Source organism: Methyloversatilis sp., assembly GCF_965284615.1.
In the GTDB taxonomy this organism is placed as follows: Bacteria; Pseudomonadota; Gammaproteobacteria; order Burkholderiales; family Rhodocyclaceae; genus Methyloversatilis.
Map to the genome: position 1 here is coordinate 1,026,487 of NZ_OZ260098.1, position 15,676 is coordinate 1,042,162.

The 15,676-nt window shown below is 66.4% G+C and carries 17 protein-coding genes; 7 read left to right on the plus strand and 10 right to left on the minus strand.

From position 1 onward, the window contains the following. The first annotated feature begins 2 nt into the window (after nucleotides 1-2). Nucleotides 3-503 carry a FixH family protein gene (locus tag ACQ66H_RS05000; protein ID WP_430433063.1) on the plus strand — a complete coding sequence of 167 codons (501 nt, stop codon included), beginning with the start codon at nucleotides 3-5 and terminating at the stop codon, nucleotides 501-503. Then, a complete protein-coding gene (locus tag ACQ66H_RS05005; RefSeq protein WP_019919358.1) occupies nucleotides 493-798 on the plus strand; it encodes a hypothetical protein in 306 nt (101 codons plus the stop codon). The genes ACQ66H_RS05000 and ACQ66H_RS05005 overlap by 11 nt, the downstream gene beginning before the upstream one ends. 58 nt (nucleotides 799-856) lie before the next feature. On the opposite strand, the gene ACQ66H_RS05010 is transcribed toward ACQ66H_RS05005, so the two are convergent. The 8 genes from ACQ66H_RS05010 to ACQ66H_RS05045 all read right to left on the minus strand — a co-directional run bounded on the left by ACQ66H_RS05010 (nucleotide 857) and on the right by ACQ66H_RS05045 (nucleotide 8,410). Then, nucleotides 857-1,309: a universal stress protein gene (locus ACQ66H_RS05010; protein ID WP_430433064.1), complete on the minus strand. Its 453-nt coding sequence runs from the start codon at nucleotides 1,307-1,309 to the stop codon at nucleotides 857-859. Nucleotides 1,310-1,498: 189 nt separating this feature from the next. After that, nucleotides 1,499-2,674, minus strand: coding sequence for a DesA family fatty acid desaturase (locus ACQ66H_RS05015; protein ID WP_020163666.1), 1,176 nt, complete (start codon nucleotides 2,672-2,674; stop codon nucleotides 1,499-1,501). Nucleotides 2,675-2,749: 75 nt separating this feature from the next. After that, on the minus strand, nucleotides 2,750-4,051 hold the full coding sequence (locus ACQ66H_RS05020; protein WP_430433065.1) for a mechanosensitive ion channel family protein: 1,302 nt from the start codon (nucleotides 4,049-4,051) through the stop codon (nucleotides 2,750-2,752). Continuing rightward, nucleotides 4,048-4,638, minus strand: coding sequence for a phospholipase D family protein (locus ACQ66H_RS05025; protein WP_020163668.1), 591 nt, complete (start codon nucleotides 4,636-4,638; stop codon nucleotides 4,048-4,050). The genes ACQ66H_RS05020 and ACQ66H_RS05025 overlap by 4 nt, the downstream gene beginning before the upstream one ends. Beyond that, the gene (locus ACQ66H_RS05030) at nucleotides 4,628-5,920 is read right to left on the minus strand and encodes an RsmB/NOP family class I SAM-dependent RNA methyltransferase (RefSeq protein WP_430433066.1); all 1,293 of its coding nucleotides are present in this window, start codon (nucleotides 5,918-5,920) and stop codon (nucleotides 4,628-4,630) included. The genes ACQ66H_RS05025 and ACQ66H_RS05030 overlap by 11 nt, the downstream gene beginning before the upstream one ends. Next, nucleotides 5,917-7,092 carry a DUF3108 domain-containing protein gene (locus ACQ66H_RS05035; RefSeq protein WP_430433067.1) on the minus strand — a complete coding sequence of 392 codons (1,176 nt, stop codon included), beginning with the start codon at nucleotides 7,090-7,092 and terminating at the stop codon, nucleotides 5,917-5,919. The genes ACQ66H_RS05030 and ACQ66H_RS05035 overlap by 4 nt, the downstream gene beginning before the upstream one ends. Beyond that, nucleotides 7,085-7,726, minus strand: coding sequence for a phosphoribosylglycinamide formyltransferase (purN, locus tag ACQ66H_RS05040; RefSeq protein WP_430433068.1), 642 nt, complete (start codon nucleotides 7,724-7,726; stop codon nucleotides 7,085-7,087). Before purN ends, ACQ66H_RS05035 begins: the two co-directional genes overlap by 8 nt. Before the next feature lie 66 nt (nucleotides 7,727-7,792). Continuing rightward, complete coding sequence (locus ACQ66H_RS05045) at nucleotides 7,793-8,410, minus strand: hypothetical protein (protein ID WP_430433070.1); 618 nt, start codon at nucleotides 8,408-8,410, stop codon at nucleotides 7,793-7,795. Between the two features lie 211 nt (nucleotides 8,411-8,621). On the opposite strand from ACQ66H_RS05045, the gene ACQ66H_RS05050 reads away from it, so the two are divergent. Beyond that, nucleotides 8,622-9,149: a hypothetical protein gene (locus ACQ66H_RS05050; RefSeq protein WP_304004133.1), complete on the plus strand. Its 528-nt coding sequence runs from the start codon at nucleotides 8,622-8,624 to the stop codon at nucleotides 9,147-9,149. Here ACQ66H_RS05050 and ACQ66H_RS05055 read toward each other — a convergent pair. Next, on the minus strand, nucleotides 9,070-9,726 hold the full coding sequence (locus tag ACQ66H_RS05055) for a DedA family protein (protein WP_430433071.1): 657 nt from the start codon (nucleotides 9,724-9,726) through the stop codon (nucleotides 9,070-9,072). The two genes, ACQ66H_RS05050 and ACQ66H_RS05055, sit on opposite strands and share 80 nt — an antisense overlap. Nucleotides 9,727-9,815: 89 nt before the next feature. On the opposite strand from ACQ66H_RS05055, the gene mutL reads away from it, so the two are divergent. Both mutL and miaA read left to right on the plus strand, forming a co-directional pair. Further along, a complete protein-coding gene (gene mutL, locus ACQ66H_RS05060; RefSeq protein ID WP_430435595.1) occupies nucleotides 9,816-11,567 on the plus strand; it encodes a DNA mismatch repair endonuclease MutL in 1,752 nt (583 codons plus the stop codon). Continuing rightward, nucleotides 11,564-12,499 carry a tRNA (adenosine(37)-N6)-dimethylallyltransferase MiaA gene (gene miaA / locus ACQ66H_RS05065; protein ID WP_430433072.1) on the plus strand — a complete coding sequence of 312 codons (936 nt, stop codon included), beginning with the start codon at nucleotides 11,564-11,566 and terminating at the stop codon, nucleotides 12,497-12,499. The genes mutL and miaA overlap by 4 nt, the downstream gene beginning before the upstream one ends. A gap of 202 nt (nucleotides 12,500-12,701) precedes the next feature. Here the strand turns inward: miaA and fnr are convergent, their stop codons facing one another. Continuing rightward, the gene (gene fnr, locus ACQ66H_RS05070; RefSeq protein ID WP_430433074.1) at nucleotides 12,702-13,436 is read right to left on the minus strand and encodes a fumarate/nitrate reduction transcriptional regulator Fnr; all 735 of its coding nucleotides are present in this window, start codon (nucleotides 13,434-13,436) and stop codon (nucleotides 12,702-12,704) included. A 70-nt stretch (nucleotides 13,437-13,506) separates the two neighbouring features. Between fnr and hemN the strand changes: the two genes are divergently transcribed. Both hemN and ACQ66H_RS05080 read left to right on the plus strand, forming a co-directional pair. Continuing rightward, nucleotides 13,507-14,892: an oxygen-independent coproporphyrinogen III oxidase gene (hemN, locus tag ACQ66H_RS05075; protein ID WP_304004140.1), complete on the plus strand. Its 1,386-nt coding sequence runs from the start codon at nucleotides 13,507-13,509 to the stop codon at nucleotides 14,890-14,892. Nucleotides 14,893-14,937: 45 nt separating this feature from the next. After that, complete coding sequence (locus tag ACQ66H_RS05080; RefSeq protein ID WP_419542169.1) at nucleotides 14,938-15,663, plus strand: sulfite exporter TauE/SafE family protein; 726 nt, start codon at nucleotides 14,938-14,940, stop codon at nucleotides 15,661-15,663. Nucleotides 15,664-15,676 lie beyond the last annotated feature (13 nt).

The following is a 15,676-nucleotide window of genomic DNA, read 5'->3' on the forward strand; positions in this document are numbered from 1 at the left end:
GCATGAACAACGACGCATCGATGCAATTGCCGTGGTACCGCCACCGCTGGCCGTGGATACTTGCGGCCGGGCCGGTCACCGTCATCATTGCAGGCGTGATCACCACCTGGCTGGCGGCGACCGGCAATACCGCACTGGTCGCCGACGATTACTACAAGCAGGGCCTGACGATCAATCGCACGATAGAGCGCGAGCGCAAGGCGACCGAGCTCGGGGTCGAACTGACCGTGTCGGCGACGCCGGCCGGCGCCGACGACACCCGCTTCGAGCTGGTTCTGCGCATGGCCGATGCGACGACGATGCCGGCGCGCCTGCGCGTGTTGCTGGCGCATCCCACGCGCAGCGAACTCGACCGCGAACTGCTGTTCGATGGGCGAGACGGGCATTTCGGCGGTGTCGTGCGTGCCCTGCAGCCGACCCACTGGAAGCTGGTGATCGAGGACGAGGCGCGCACCTGGCGCGTCCAGCAGTCGCTGACGGTGGAGGCGAGCGGTGGCCACTGAAATCGAGATCGAGGAGGTCGAGACGCGGCGCGTGCCTGGACGTTTCGGGCGCCTGTTCGCACTGGTGTCCTGGCCGTCCTTTCTGGTCGCCGCGGTCGCGGAAACCGTCTTCTTCAGTCTGATCAATCCGCGCGAGCTGTATCTGCTCGGAGAGCCGGTGCACTTTTCGCCGCTGGCGACCTACACCATCGGCTTCTTCGGCTTCTGGTGTGTGGCTGGCGCGTCCAGCCTCATTTCGTCGTGGATGGCCGAGAAGATGCCCGCCTGCGCCGACCGCTGCGTCGGCCGCAAATGAAAACGGGGATGCCGTCGCCGGCATCCCCGTCCTTTTCCGCCGGTCGTGGTCGCGTCGCTCAGCGATAGACCAGCACCGGAATCTTCGAATTCGACAGCACCTTCTGCGTCACGCTGCCCAGCAGCAGGTTGGCCAGACCCCGGCGGCTGTGCGACGCCATGAAGATCACGTCGGCGTTGCGCTTCAGCGCCACCTCGATGATGGCCTTGTGCGGCTCGTCATGGGTCACGGCAATGCTGTTGACCTGGACACCATCGGCTTCCGCTTCGGCGCGTGCCGACTGCAGGATGCGGTCGGCGTGGGTGCGCATCGCGTCGGTGAAGTCGTTCGGTGCAATCGGGTCGATGTTCTCCTCGTCCTGCTCGCTGTGCAGCGCCGATACGTGATAGTCCTTCATCACGTACAGGAAAGTGACGCGACCCTTCACGTCCTTGGCGAAGCAGACGGCATGCTTGACTGCGGCCTTGGAAAGATCCGAACCATCGATCGGTACGAGTACGTGGCGAAACATCCTTGACTCCTTCTCGTTGTTATTGGCCGGCACCGCCACGGTGTCCGGCCGTGCTCCACTGCATGGCTCCTGCAAATTCTATCGGCTAACCGAACACTATTTTGAGGGTAAGCCGCCCATTTGGTTTGATCCAAGTAAAAAGCCGGAAGTGCGACGCACTTCCGGCTTCATGGGTGCAGCGAATGCGTATCAGATCGCGTAAGACTTGAGACGCATCGAGAAGTCCTGCAGTTGCTTGATGCCGCTGGCTTCGGCGCGAGCGCACCAGTCCTGCAACTGCTTCAGCAGCTGCTCGCTCGATGCGGTGGAACGGGCCCACAGTGCGGTCAGCTCCTGGCGCATCGTGTGTACCGTTTCCAGACGGCTGCTGTGCGACAGCATCGAAGCCATTTCGGCGTCGTCGCTGGTCGGCTGCGCGTTCTCGCTACGGTTCAGCCAGCGCTTGAAGCGCTGGTAGCGCTCGCCGTCGGCCAGCGCGGCGTTCGACGCGCGCAGCTTTTCGACTTCCTCGGCGTAGATCGAGCGCAGCGACTTCATGTAGCGGGTCATCACGTCGTAGCGATGCGTGATGATGGCTTCCAGCGTCTGCGTATCAACCACGTTGCGCGCCTCGAAGCGCGGCTGCGGAATGGTCTTCTTGGCCTTGGCCAGACCGAGGATTTCGAGGATGCGGATGTACATCCAGCCGATGTCGAACTCGTACCACTTCGACGACAGCTTGGCCGAGGTCGCGAACGAGTGGTGGTTGTTGTGCAGTTCCTCGCCGCCGATGATGATGCCCCAGGGCACCAGATTGGTCGCCGCGTCGTTGCAGTCGTAGTTGCGGTAGCCGATGTAGTGGCCCAGGCCATTGACGACGCCGGCCGCCCAGATCGGGATCCAGGCCATCTGCACGGCCCAGATCGTCAGGCCGAGCGGGCCGAACAGCAGCACGTTGATCACCAGCATCAGCTTGATGCCCAGCGCCGAACGGCCGGTGTACAGATTGCGCTCCAGCCAGTCATCCGGCGTGCCATGACCGTAGCGGCTCATGGTTTCCTTGTTCTTCGCTTCGGCGCGGTACAGCTCGGCACCTTCGAACAGCACCTTCTTGATGCCGAGGACCTGCGGGCTGTGCGGATCTTCGGGCGTCTCGCACTTGGCGTGGTGCTTGCGGTGGATGGCTGCCCATTCCTTGGTGACCATGCCGGTCGTCAGCCACAGCCAGAAGCGGAAGAAGTGGCTCGGAATGGCGTGCAGCTCAAGCGCACGGTGTGCCTGGTGGCGGTGCAGGAAAATCGTCACCGACGCGATGGTGATGTGAGTGAACACCAGCGCAACGACGATATAGCCCCACCAGGGCAGGTCGATAAGACCATTCAACATTCAGGATTTCCCTTGATACACGATTTGAAGATGCGGATTCTACGCGAGAGTGGCTAGCGGTCAATTTGCGCAGCGTCAAGCCTTTGCGTCACACAATGCAACATTGCCGGCATCCCCCAGTATTCTTATCTCGCGCTGCGGGAACGGTATTTCAATCCCCTCGGCGCGGAATCGACGAAGGATCTCGAGCTGGACCGCCGAACGGATACCCAGCGTGCCGTTCTCCGGGTCGGTGATCCATACGCCCAGTTCCAGATTGATGCCGGAATCGCCGAAGGAATGCAGGAAAGCGCGCGGCACCGGTTCGGACAGCACGCGCTCGTGCGCGCGGGCGCATTCTTCCAGGATGACCAGCGCCCGCTCGACGTCGTCGGCGTAGCCGACCTGGACCGATATCGCCACGCGTACCTCGCGGTCCGACAGTCCCTCGTTCTGTACGACCGAACTGACCAGTGTTTCGTTCGGCACGATGGACTGAACGCCCGACGGGCTACGCAGCACCGTATAGCGGGTGGTGATCTGCTGCACCTGTCCACGATCAGTGCCGACCGAAATGAGGTCGCCGATGCGGATCGAGCGGTCGAGCAGGATGATGAAGCCCGACACGTAATTGGCCATGATCTTCTGCAGGCCGAAACCGAGGCCGACGCCGAGCGCGCCGCCGAACACCGACAGCGCGGTCAGGTCGATACCGACCAGCGGCAGCGTGATCATCAGCGCCAGAAACATCAGCGCCACCTTCGACAGGCGCGCCAGCACGATGCGCAGATTGCTGTCCAGCGGCGCCCGCATCAGCTTGCGTTCGACCGAGCCGGAGAGCCAGACGGCGGCGATCAGCGTCACCAGCACCCAGGCGCCGCCCTGCATCAGTGCCCACAGCGACAGCTTCTGCTTGCCGAGCGCGACCTGCTGGCTGTCCAGCCATTCGATCACTTCCGGCAGGATGTCGAGTGCGTGCAGCACCCAGGCCGACCAGATGGTGAGGCCGATCAGCAGCTCGAAGGTGCTGAGCCAGCCGGCCGGAGAGAACACCTGGCGCAGCCCGTAGACGACCAGACGGATGACGCCCATCGCCACCAGCATGGCGATGACCAGGCGCATCAGCACCGGCGGTTGCTGCAGCAGTTCGACCACGAGGCGGGCAATCGACAGCAGGGCGATGCCCACGAGCGGGAACAGCAGGCGCTGCAGACCTTCAAGCCCGAGGCGGGCGGTGGCGCCGAGCGTTTCAACGCCCGCCTGCCGGCGCTGGCGCCGGATGAGCAGGCGAGTGATGAGGCCGGCCAGCGCCAGACAGACCGCCACCACGGCAAGCTCGATGCGCGTGCTGTTCAGCGACAGCATGTGCATCAGCGCGTCGAACGAAATTTCCGTCATTGAGCTGCCGCGTCCTTCGCCTGGGTCTGCACCACCGCGTCGGCGAAACTCATCGATTTCGCGCGATGGCGTTTCCAGTTCTCCAGATAGGTCTGCGCCAGCGCGCGATGGCCGCTCAGCACCATCACGTTCTCGGCGTTCTCGCTCTTCGCCGAGTAGCTGAAGTTGTAGGAGCCGGTGACCACCACCGGTTCCTTGCCGTCCGGGTCGATGATCATCACCTTGCTGTGGGCGGCCGCGTGGTCGCCGTCCAGCCACACCTTCACGCCGTTGCCGGCGGCGCGCGGCAGCGCGCTGCGCTCGTCCTTCAGTACCTTGTCGCGGTCGGCCACCACCTCGACCTTGACGCCGCGCTCGGCGGCGGCGATCAGGGTCTTGACGATGTTGCGGCTGGTCAGCGTGTAGGCCTGCACATAGACCGCCTGACGGGCGCCGTCGATCTGGTCCATTACCAGCCGTTCGACGTCGTCCCAAGGGGCGAACGCAACCTCGACCTTGCCTTCGGCCGGCAGCGTGCGACCGGCGCTGAGCGGCATCGCTGCCAGCATCGTTGCGGCGAACAGCGCGCCGCGCAGATCACTCCTCACTCTTGTCCTCCTTCTTGTCGTCGGCGCCGCGGCGCTCCAGCACCGCCGCGTAGAAGCCATCGGTGCCGTGTGCGTCGGGCCGCAGTTCGAGATCGATTCCGGTGTCGAGTTCGATGCGGGCGGCGGCGAGCAGCGCGTTCACCGGCACGCGGACGAAATCGTGGTGGGACGACAGGAAGTCGTTGACCACGCCGCGGTTCTCCTCGTCGAGCAGGCTGCAGGTCGCGTAGACCAGTCGGCCGCCCGGCTTCACCAGTCGCGACGCGCCGGCGAGGATGGCGCGCTGCTTGGCGATCAGTTCGGTGACCGCCTGCGGCGTCTGGCGCCACTTCAGATCCGGGTTGCGGCGCAGCGTGCCGAGGCCGGAACAGGGGGCATCGACCAGCACGCGATCGATCTTGCCGGCCAGCCGCTTCACCTTGATGTCGGACTCGCTGTCTATGAGCACCGGGTGTACGTTGGACAGCCCGGAGCGCGCCACGCGCGGACGCATCTTGAGCAGCCGTTTCTCCGACACGTCGAAGGCGTACAGGCGGCCGGTCGAGCGCATCATGGCGCCGATGGCCAGTGTCTTGCCGCCAGCGCCGGCGCAGAAATCGACCACCATCTCGCCGCGCTTCGGTGCCAGCAGCAGGGCCAGCAACTGGCTGCCCTCGTCCTGCACCTCGATGATGCCCTTCTCGTACAGCGGGTTCTTCGACAGCGACGGCCGTTCGTTCAGGCGCAGCGCCCACGGCGACCAGCGGCCGGGCTCGGCGACGATGCCGTTGTTGGCCAGCGTCGCCATCACCGCCTCGCGGTCGGACTTCATCAGGTTGATGCGCAGATCCAGCGGTGCCTGCTGGTTCAGCGCGCGCGCCAACGACAGCAGCGCCGCTTCGTCCATCTGTGCCGACAGCCGCTCGATCACCCAGTCCGGCAGGTCGGTGCGCTCGCCCAGCGACAGCTCTTCCGCCTTGCTCGGTGCCAGCGTTTCCAGCCACTGCGCCTCGTTGCGCGACACGAGCGGCGCGAGCTGCTTGAGGCCGAGGCCTTCGATGCGCGCCATCGCGGCGATCAGCAGCTTGCGCGCGCCCGCGTGTTCGCCGGCGATGGCGCGCAGCCAGCGCAGGCGGCGCAGCACCAGATAGGCGTGTTCGGCGATGAAGGCGCGATCGCGCGACTGCAGCGCGCGCTGCTCGCGGAAGTAGGCGGACAGCACGCCGTCGGCCGGGTGTTCGAAGCGCAGCAGCCGGGTCAGTACGTCGGCGGTGGCGTCTATCAGTTTCTCGTTCGGTTTCATCGCAGGAATATGGGAATGTCTGAATCGGTCTGGCGTTGGTCGGACGCCGGTGGCGCCGTGCCGGGTGCGGCGGTGGCCGGCGCGGCGACGAGGCTGCGGTTCTCGTACTCGATGCGGCGCACGCGCTGGTCGTACACGTCGCCCTTGCGGTCGGTGAAACGGATGCGCACCGGCAGCCAGCGCAGGTCGGGCGCCAGCCACACCTCGATCTGGTTGTCTCCGGGCTGGGCGCGCACCTGCAGGCGCTTGACCAGCAGGCGCCCCAGCGCGGTATCGAGTCCGGTCGGCGCGTCGTCCGGCACGAACCAGCGCGGCGTGTAGCGGCGGCCGGTCGCGACGTTGAAGTCGAACTCGCCGCCCCGCTGCGCGCGCCAGATGATTTCCAGCCACAGGCTCGCCATGTCCTGCGAACCCGGCGTCAGCGCATGCGTTGTCGTCTTCGAACCGCTGCGCAGCATAACCTGACTGGCCGTCCAGTCGAAATCGACCTGCTCGTCCGGCGGTTTGGCCTGTTTCGAATCCTGTACGAAGCGACGCGGCTGCAGACCGTCGGCGCCGACGTCGCCCTCGCTGTACTGTTCGATGCGCAGCGGTTTGAGCAGGCCGGCCAGGCCGGTGGTTTCGGTCACCGTGTCCATTCGGTAGCGCGTGCCGTCATGTACCCAGTGATAGCGGGTTTCGCCGATGCGCAGGCTGTCGCCGCGGTAGACCTCGAATTCCAGCCTGGCTTCGCCGACCAGGGCCTGTTGCGGTGACACCTCCTGCGTGTCGTCAACGGCCGTATCGCGCCCGGGCTCGTCGTTCTCATCGCGCTCGGGTTCATCCGGCGTTCGCGGTCCGTCGGACTCCGCGTCTTCAGTGTTGCCGACCTGCGGTGGGACGTCGGCCTGCCCGACGGACGGCGTCTCGGATGGTGCTGGCGCCGGCGCGCGTGGCTCACGGGGCGGCTTGGGCGCGGGCTTCGGCGGAGGCGGCGCGGGCTCGGGTGAGGGCGCCGGCACCGGCGGTGGCGGCGGCAGCGGTGCCGGCACCAGGGCGGCGCGGATCAGCAGCGACTCGTCCGGTCCGGCGCGGTGATCGAAGCTGCTCAGCCCGCTTGCCAGCAACAGGTGCAGCAGCAGCGAAACGAGCAGCGCGAGGGCCAGGCGCGAGCGGGTCAGCGGCTCAGTCATCCGCACCCGGAGCGGTCAGCGCGCCGGCGGCCGGCGTCGCTTCGTCGCGCAGCACGGCGCGACCGTGCTGCAGCGTCAGCCTGTCTTCGAGGAACCAGCGCACCACGCGCGGATAGAGCAGGTGTTCCTGCGCCAGCACGCGCGCGGCCAGCGTCGCCTCGTCGTCGCCGGCGAGCACGGGTACTGCGGTCTGGGCGATGATGGGGCCGCCGTCCAGTTCGCCGGTCACGAAATGCACGGTCACGCCGGCGATGCGACAACCGGCCTCGATCGCGCGGCGGTGCGTGTGCAGGCCGGTGAAGGCCGGCAGCAGCGAGGGGTGGATATTGATCATGCGACCGGCGTAGTGCTCGACGAAACCGGGCGTCAGGATGCGCATGAAGCCGGCCAGCACCACGAGGTCCGGCGCGTGGCGGTCGATTTCCTGCGCCAGTGCGCGGTCGAAGGCGGTGCGATCCGGGTGTTGCGTATGGTTGACCACCGCGGTGGCGATGCCGTGCTCACGTGCGTAGGCGAGGCCACCGGCGTCCGGGCGATTGCTGATGACGGCGCGCACATTGGCGGCCAGGCCCGCTTCGACGATGGAGCGCATATTGCTGCCGCGCCCGGAGATCAGGATGACGACGGATTTCATTCGATTTCGGTGACGGAGGCGAAGGTCGGGTGTGAAGGCCGGATTATCGCCCAGCCGCTGTCGGCACTACCTCACCGGCAGGAAGACGGCGGTTGCCAGCGACTGCAGGATGCGCGTGACGACGCGGCGATTCTTGTCGGCGACGATCTGCGCACTCATGTCCAGCCAGCCGATCATCTTGCCCATCTCCCGCTCGAAACTGAGATTGCGCATGCCGTTGACGCCGATCTCGTTCGACAGGAGGAGCGGGGCGCCAAGTTCGTCGCGCGACTGCGCCAGCTTCCAGGCGGCGATTTCGATATTGCGCGCGCAGTTCGACAGCGCCTGCGGATCGAGTTCGTCCATGATGAACAGTTCGCTGCGGTCGGCCCACGCGGTCTGGATCATGCCACCCATGCCGATGATGAGCGCGGCCACCCGGTCGCCGGCGAAATCCGGCGCAAAGGCCAGTCGCATCACGTCGATGCCGCGACGGTTGTCGAACTCCGGCAGTCGCCAGTCGTGCTGCGCGGCGAACAGCCGGGCCATCGCCGCTTCGCGGCTGTCCAGTCCGGCGCGTCGCCACTCGCGCGGATTGCGCTTGTACAACTTGTCGGCCAGACGCTCCAGGCTGGCGAATATTTCCCTGTGATGCGCTTCCAGCACCCGGTCGATGTCACTTTTAACAATCTGTTTAGGATGCATGGAATCGGCCACTGGCGCGGGTTTCTGACCAGCGCCCGAACAGCCCGTGACCAAGTTGGCTATCGCGGCGCAACACAGGGCGCGCACAATCGGCTTGCAGGCTGTCATAGCGTTCATGACCGACAGCGTACGACAACCCGGGCCATTCGTGGCGGATCGCCGCAGTTGCGGAAAGCCACCCGCGAAGGGCCCCGAAAGAGCCGAAACCGCCATGAAGATGGAACCGCTGGAAAGGGTGCGCGCACCCGGTGTGAAGGCAGGCAGCCGCCGTTTCGGCCGGCTGCTGCGCACGCTGGCGCGCGCCGGTCACGGCGGTGTTCTGATCTGCGGTGGTCAGGACGTGCAGTGCGACGCGCTGGCGATGGCGCTGGCGCGGCTGCGCGACCAGCCTCTGATGCGGGTCGAACTGGAAGCGGCCAACGACGAGCCGATCACTTCGGAACAGTGGCGCCCGTCGCTGCAGCAGGCGCGCGAACATTCGGCGCTGCTCTATCTGCACCTCGGCCAAGGCGCCGACACGGTTTTCGGCCGTACCGACCAGCGCATGGCCAGCGTGCGGGCCGAACACCTGCTGGCCGACGTGCAACGTGCCGGCGTCGTCGTCATCGTGGCCGGCGCTGAGCGCTACTGCATTGCGCTCGAGGCCTGCTGGCCGCGGATCAGGCTGCCTGATTCGACGCGCCGGACACTTTCGACTTCACCCAGGCCACTGCCACTGGCGCAAGTGATATCGCGATGATGGCCAGGATGACCAGCGTCAGGTTCTGCTTCACCCAGGGCAGGTTGCCGAACCAGTAACCGGCCAGCGTCAGCGACACCACCCACAGCAATGCGCCGGTCACGTTGAACATCGCGAAGCGGGCGTAGCTCATCCGCGCCACGCCGGCCACGAAGGGCGCGAAGGTGCGGATCAGCGGCATGAAGCGCGCGATGATGACCGTCTTGCCGCCGTGCGTCTCGTAGAAGGCGTGTGTGCGGTCGAAGGCCGAGCGGTTGAAGAAGCGCGAATTCTCCCAGCGGAACACCTTGGGCCCGAACCAGGCGCCGACCGCGTAGTTCACCGCGTCGCCCAGCACCGCGGCAATCACCAGCAGCACGATGAGCAGTCCGATGTGCATGCCGCCTGCCGCGGCGATTGCGCCGGCCACGAACAGCAGCGAGTCGCCGGGCAGGAAGGGCGTCACCACCAGACCGGTCTCGCAGAACACGATGACGAACAAGATGGCGTAGACCCAGGCGCCGTACTGGAGCACCAGAGCGGCGAGATGCTTGTCCAGGTGCAGCATGATGTTGACGAAGATGGTGAGCAGTTCCATGGTGTTGCCGGCTGAAATCGAACGGCGATGATAGCGGATGCATGTTGCGGCCCGTAAAATCGCGCACCGAACACCTTCTGCGCACCGCCATGCCCTCGATTCACCTGTTGCCCGACCTGCTGATCAGCCAGATTGCCGCCGGCGAGGTGGTCGAACGGCCGGCATCGGTGCTGAAGGAACTGCTGGAAAACAGCCTGGACGCCGGCAGTCGCGATATCCGCGTGCAGCTCGAAGCGGGTGGCGTCAAGCGGCTGCGGGTGGCTGACGACGGCTGCGGAATGCCGCCGGAGGACCTGCCCCTTGCGCTCGCCCGCCACGCGACGTCGAAGATCGCCTCGCTCGACGATCTGGAAGCAGTGGCCACCATGGGCTTTCGCGGCGAAGCGCTGGCGTCGATCGCCAGCGTTGCGCGTGTGACCATCACCAGCCGCGAAGCCGGCAGCGCGCACGCCTGGCGTATCGACAACGGCGGTTCGCCGGAGCCGGCCGCGCTCGACGCCGGCACCGTGGTCGATGTCGCCGACCTTTACTACAACACCCCGGCGCGGCGGAAATTCCTGCGCACCGAACAGACCGAGTACGGCCACTGTGACGACGTGTTCGGCCGCATCGCGCTATCGGTGCCGCAGGTCGCCTTCCAGTTGATGCACAACGGCCGACTGATGCAGCGCCTGCCGGCCGGCGACATGGCGAGCCGCGTGCGCGCGCTGCTTGGCGATGAATTCATGCAGCACGCGCGCCCGGTCGAGGCCGACGCCGGCCAGATCCGCGTCAGCGGCTACGCGGCCCAGCCAGCCTTCTCGCGCTCCGGGCGCGACGCACAGTATTGCTTCGTCAATGGCCGCTTCGTGCGCGACCGCCTGCTCGCGCACGCGCTGCGCGAGGCCTACGCCGACGTGCTGCATGGCGCGCGGCACCCGGCTTATGTGGTGTTCATCGAACTCGATCCGCGCGCAGTTGACGTGAACGTGCACCCGGCCAAGACCGAAGTGCGCTTCCGCGATTCGCGTGGTGTGCATCAGTTCGTCTTCCATGCGGTCGAGCGCGCGCTGGCGCCGTTGACACAGGTGGCCGCAGCCGTCGCGCCGTCGTCGCCGTTCGAGCCGTTGCCGGAGCGCCCGCAATGGCCGTCCCTGCAGCAGGGCATGAATGTCGAACAGCCGCTGGCGCGCTACTTCGACTTCGTCCGCCAGGACGCACCGGTCGCCGCGTCAGCGGCGCCGGTGCTGCGCCCCGACCTGCCGGCGCAGCAGAACGACGCGCCGCCGCTCGGCTTTGCACTGGCCCAGCTGCAGGGCGTGTACGTGCTTGCGCAGAACAGTGCCGGCCTGGTGCTGGTGGACATGCACGCCGCGCACGAGCGCATCCTGTACGAACAGCTGAAGAAGGTGCTCGAAGGCGCGCCGGCGGTGCAGCGGCTGCTGATTCCGGCCGTACTGTCGATGAGCACGCGCGAGGTGGCGACCGCCTTCGAGTACGCCGACGTGCTGGAGAGGTTGGGCTTCGACATCGGTCAGGCCGGCCCGAACGAACTGATGGTGCGCGCGGTGCCGGCGCTGCTGGCGCGTGCCGACACCGGTGCGCTGCTGCGGGCACTGCTGGAGGAACTGCGCGAGGCGCCGGCCAGCCAGGTGGTGGAGCGCCGGCGCAACGAACTGCTGGCCACCATGGCCTGCCACGGCGCGGTACGTGCCAACCGGCTGCTTTCGCTGCCGGAAATGAACGCGCTGCTGCGCGACATGGAAGCCTGCGAACGCGCCGACCAGTGCAACCACGGCCGGCCGACCTGGGTCCAGCTCAGCATGGCGGAACTGGACCGCCTGTTCATGCGCGGCCGATGAGTGCGCCCGTACTGGTGCTGCTCGGCCCGACCGCCAGCGGCAAGACCGCGGCGGTCGCCCGCATCGCGCGCGCGCTGCCGATCGAACTGATCAGCGTCGATTCGGCGCTGGTGTTCCGCGACATGGACATCGGCACCGCCAAGCCCTCCGCCGAGGAACAGGCGCTATGCCCGCACCACCTGATCGACATCGTGTCGCCGGAAGAGGCGTATTCCGCGGCGCGTTTCGCGGCCGATGCGCGTCGCCTTATCAATGACGTTCGCGCGCGCGGCCGCATCCCGCTGCTGGCCGGCGGCACCATGCTCTACATCAAGGCGCTGCGCGAGGGGCTGTCCGATCTGCCGGAAGCCGACGCGAGCCTGCGCGCCGACATCGACGCGCGCGCGGCGGAGCAGGGCTGGCCGGCACTGCACGCCGAACTTGCCCGGCTCGATCCCGACGCCGCCGCCCGTCTTAAGCCGACCGACGCGCAGCGCATCCAGCGCGCACTCGAAATCGTCACGCTGACCGGCCGGCCGCTGGCCGAAAGTTACGCCCGACGAGAGGACGACGCGCCGCTGCCGCCGATGACCGTGCTGTCGCTCGAACCGTCGGACCGTGCCTGGCTGCACCGGCGCATCGAACAGCGTTTCGACCAGATGCTGGAACAGGGCCTGGTCAACGAACTGCGCAGGCTGCGCACGAAGTACCGGCTGGACGCCGGCATACCGTCGATGCGCTGCGTCGGCTACCGGCAGGTGTGGCACTACCTGGAAGGCGAAGTCGATGCGTTGACCATGCGCGACACCGGCATCTACGCGACGCGTCAGCTGGCGAAGCGGCAGATCACCTGGCTGCGTTCGATGCAGATCGACCAGCGCATCGACTGCCTGCGCGACGATGCGGCGGATATGGTGATGGACGCGTTTGCGCGGGGCGTCCGGACACCGTAGTCGCTGCGTCAGGTCGGAGTGTCTTGTGTGGGAGCGACCTCTGGTCGCGATGCGGCTTCTGCGGGATGCGGGCTTCGATTCAGGCCGCTGTCGCGAGCAAGCTCGCTCCCACAGGAATCACCGGGCTCGGCGACAGGTCGGGCGCGCTTTGTGTGGGAGCGACCTCTGGTCGCGATGATGCCTCGGCGTGTCGCCGGCCTGCTCAGCAGCGCGGACTCATCGCCCGCTTCAGGTCGTCCAGCTTGTGGATGCGGATGTTCTTGTTGCTGACCGACAGCAGACCTTCGTCCTGCAGCCGTGACAGGCCGCGGCTGACCGTTTCCAGCTTCAGACCCAGATAGGAGCCGATTTCCTCGCGCGTCATGCGCAGGTTGAATTCGGTCGCCGAATAGCCACGCGAAGCGAAGCGCTGCGACAGGTTCACCAGGAAGGCGGCCAGACGCTCTTCGGCACGCATGGTGCCGAGCAGCATCATCACCGCCTGGTCGCGCACGATTTCGCGGCTCATCACCTTGTGGAAGTGGTGCTGCAGCGTGTCGATCTCGCGCGACAGTTCGGACAGACGATTGAACGGGATGACGCACACCTCGCTGTCCTCCAGCGCACGCGCGTCACAGTTGTGCTGGCCGGAACCGATGCCGTCCAGCCCCATCAGTTCGCCCGCCATCTGGAAGCCGGTCACCTGTTCGCGGCCATCTTCCGAGATCACTTCGGTCTTGAAGAAACCGGTGCGTATGGCGTACAGCGACTGGAAGGATTCGCCCGACAGATAGAGCGGCATGCCGCGCGGTACCTTGCGGCGGGCACCGATCAGCGTGTTGACGCGTTCCAGCTCGTCGTCGGACAGGCCGACCGGCATGCACAGTTCGCGCAGGTTGCAGGCAGAGCAGGCGACTTGCAGCCCCTGCGTGGTGATCGGTATCGATACGCTGTTCATTGATTGCGATCAATGCACGGTGACGGCCGTGCTTGCATGATGAACATACCGCAAAGTGTGCCAATAAATCATGAATGTCGCAAAGGAACTGGTGTTCGACCCGCAGCTGATGCGTCGTTTCGACGTACCGGGGCCGCGCTACACCTCATACCCCACCGCCGATCGCTTCAATTTCTCGCACGACGCGCGCGCCCATGCCGCACGCCTTGCGGCGCGCACGGCGAGCGCCGGTCCGCTGTCGATCTACGTCCATATCCCGTTCTGCGACACGATTTGCTACTACTGCGCCTGCAACAAGATCATCACCAAGGATCACGCGCGTGCCGACGCCTATCTCGACACGCTGCTGCGTGAAATGGCGATGAAGGCGTCGCTGGTCAAGGGCAGCCGCGAGATCGCCCAGTTGCACCTCGGGGGCGGTACGCCCACCTTCCTAAACGACGCACAGATGACGCGGCTGATCGAGGGTCTGCGCACGCACTTCCGTGTGTCCGACAGCGCCCAGTGCTCGATCGAGCTCGATCCGCGCGGCGTCACCGCGGCCCGCATTGCACACCTGGGTTCGCTCGGTTTCAACCGCATCAGCGTCGGCGTGCAGGATTTCGATCCGGTCGTGCAGCGCGCGGTCAACCGCATCCAGAGCGTCGAAGAAACCGAGATCGTGCTGAAGGCGGCGCGCGAGAACGGTTTCGTATCGACCGGCGTGGATCTGATCTACGGCCTGCCGGGCCAGACGCTGGACAGTTTCGACGCGACGTTGGCGACACTGATCCGGCTGGCGCCGGACCGCGTGGCGATCTACCACTACGCCCACCTGCCCAAGCAGTTCATGCCGCAGCGGCGGATCGACGAAGCCATGCTGCCTGGCCCGGAAGTGCGGCCGCAATTGCTGCGTCTGGCGATCGACCGGCTGCACGAGGCGGGCTATGTGCATGTGGGCATGGACCATTTCGCCCGCCCGGACGACGAACTGGCGCAGGCGCAGCGGCACGGCCGCCTGCAGCGCAACTTCCAGGGCTATTCGACGCACGCCGGCTGCGACCTGCTCGGTCTGGGCGTGTCGGCCATCTCCCGCGTCGGCGCGAGCTTCGCGCAGAACCACCGGACGATAGAAAGCTGGACCCAGGCCATCGACGACGGCGAACTGCCGGTCATGCGCGGCCTGAACATGACCGCCGACGACAGCGTGCGCAGCGCCGTGATCGGTGCGCTGATGTGCCATTTCGAGTTGTCGATCGAAGCGATAGAAAGCGCGTACGCCATCGATTTCAAGAAGTACTTTTCGGCGGAGCTGGACGAGCTGGCGGAGCTCGAAGCGGCCGGTCTGCTGACCATCGAGCCGGACTGGATCGCCATCACGCCGCGGGGGCGCCTGCTGGTGCGCGCGGTCTGCATGGTGTTCGACCGCTATCTGCGTCTCGACAGCGAAACGGTGCGCTACTCTAAGGTGGTGTGAGCCGGCGGTCCGACCGACCGGCGCGCGTTTTCCACCGGACCTTCAATGAACCTCGGATTGGCAGCTGTTTTCGTCGTCGGCCTGCTCGGCGGTGTGCACTGCGCCGGCATGTGCGGCGGCATCGTGTCGGCGATCTCGGCTGGCGTGCCGCAGCCCGCGCGTCGCGGCTGGCGCGCCCAGTTGCCCGCACTGGCAATGCACGCGGCCTACAGCGGCGGGCGCATCGCCAGCTATTCGCTGGCTGGTGCGGTAGCCGGTGGTGTCGGCGGCGTCAGCCTGCTGGCCGGCGACGCCGCGCCGGTGCAGATGACGCTCTACGTGCTCGCCAACCTGATGATGATCGCGCTCGGTTTCTATCTGGCTGGTTACACGCGCCTGCTGGCGCCGGTCGAGGCACTGGGGCGGCCGCTGTGGGCGCGCATCCAGCCGCTGGCCCGGCGCTTCCTGCCGGCGCGCACGCCGGCGCAGGCGCTGGGCGTCGGTCTGCTCTGGGGTTTCCTGCCCTGCGGTCTCGTCTACAGCATGCTCGGACTGGCGCTGCTGTCGGGTTCACCCGGCAGCGGGGCACTGATCATGCTGGCCTTCGGTCTGGGCACGCTGCCCAACCTGCTGCTGGCCGGCATGCTGCTCACCCGGCTGCGTGCGGCGACCCGACATCCGGCGCTGCGGCGGGTGGCCGGGCTGCTGGTGCTCGGCTTCGGCATCGTCGGTCTGGCGCGGGCATCCACGCTCGGCGACGGGCTGTGGAACGGCCTCATCTGCCATACTTAGACACCTTCCTATA

Bases quoted from the DNA above. Each gene is read 5' to 3' on its own strand.
- ACQ66H_RS05000 (WP_430433063.1), top strand. From the start codon at position 3: ATGAACAACGACGCATCGATGCAATTGCCGTGGTACCGCCACCGCTGG.
- ACQ66H_RS05010 (WP_430433064.1), bottom strand. From the start codon at position 1,309: ATGTTTCGCCACGTACTCGTACCGATCGATGGTTCGGATCTTTCCAAG.
- ACQ66H_RS05015 (WP_020163666.1), bottom strand. From the start codon at position 2,674: ATGTTGAATGGTCTTATCGACCTGCCCTGGTGGGGCTATATCGTCGTT.
- ACQ66H_RS05020 (WP_430433065.1), bottom strand. From the start codon at position 4,051: ATGACGGAAATTTCGTTCGACGCGCTGATGCACATGCTGTCGCTGAAC.
- ACQ66H_RS05030 (WP_430433066.1), bottom strand. From the start codon at position 5,920: ATGAAACCGAACGAGAAACTGATAGACGCCACCGCCGACGTACTGACC.
- ACQ66H_RS05035 (WP_430433067.1), bottom strand. From the start codon at position 7,092: ATGACTGAGCCGCTGACCCGCTCGCGCCTGGCCCTCGCGCTGCTCGTT.
- purN (WP_430433068.1), bottom strand. From the start codon at position 7,726: ATGAAATCCGTCGTCATCCTGATCTCCGGGCGCGGCAGCAATATGCGC.
- ACQ66H_RS05045 (WP_430433070.1), bottom strand. From the start codon at position 8,410: ATGCATCCTAAACAGATTGTTAAAAGTGACATCGACCGGGTGCTGGAA.
- ACQ66H_RS05050 (WP_304004133.1), top strand. From the start codon at position 8,622: ATGAAGATGGAACCGCTGGAAAGGGTGCGCGCACCCGGTGTGAAGGCA.
- ACQ66H_RS05055 (WP_430433071.1), bottom strand. From the start codon at position 9,726: ATGGAACTGCTCACCATCTTCGTCAACATCATGCTGCACCTGGACAAG.
- mutL (WP_430435595.1), top strand. From the start codon at position 9,816: ATGCCCTCGATTCACCTGTTGCCCGACCTGCTGATCAGCCAGATTGCC.
- miaA (WP_430433072.1), top strand. From the start codon at position 11,564: ATGAGTGCGCCCGTACTGGTGCTGCTCGGCCCGACCGCCAGCGGCAAG.
- fnr (WP_430433074.1), bottom strand. From the start codon at position 13,436: ATGAACAGCGTATCGATACCGATCACCACGCAGGGGCTGCAAGTCGCC.
- hemN (WP_304004140.1), top strand. From the start codon at position 13,507: ATGAATGTCGCAAAGGAACTGGTGTTCGACCCGCAGCTGATGCGTCGT.
- ACQ66H_RS05080 (WP_419542169.1), top strand. From the start codon at position 14,938: ATGAACCTCGGATTGGCAGCTGTTTTCGTCGTCGGCCTGCTCGGCGGT.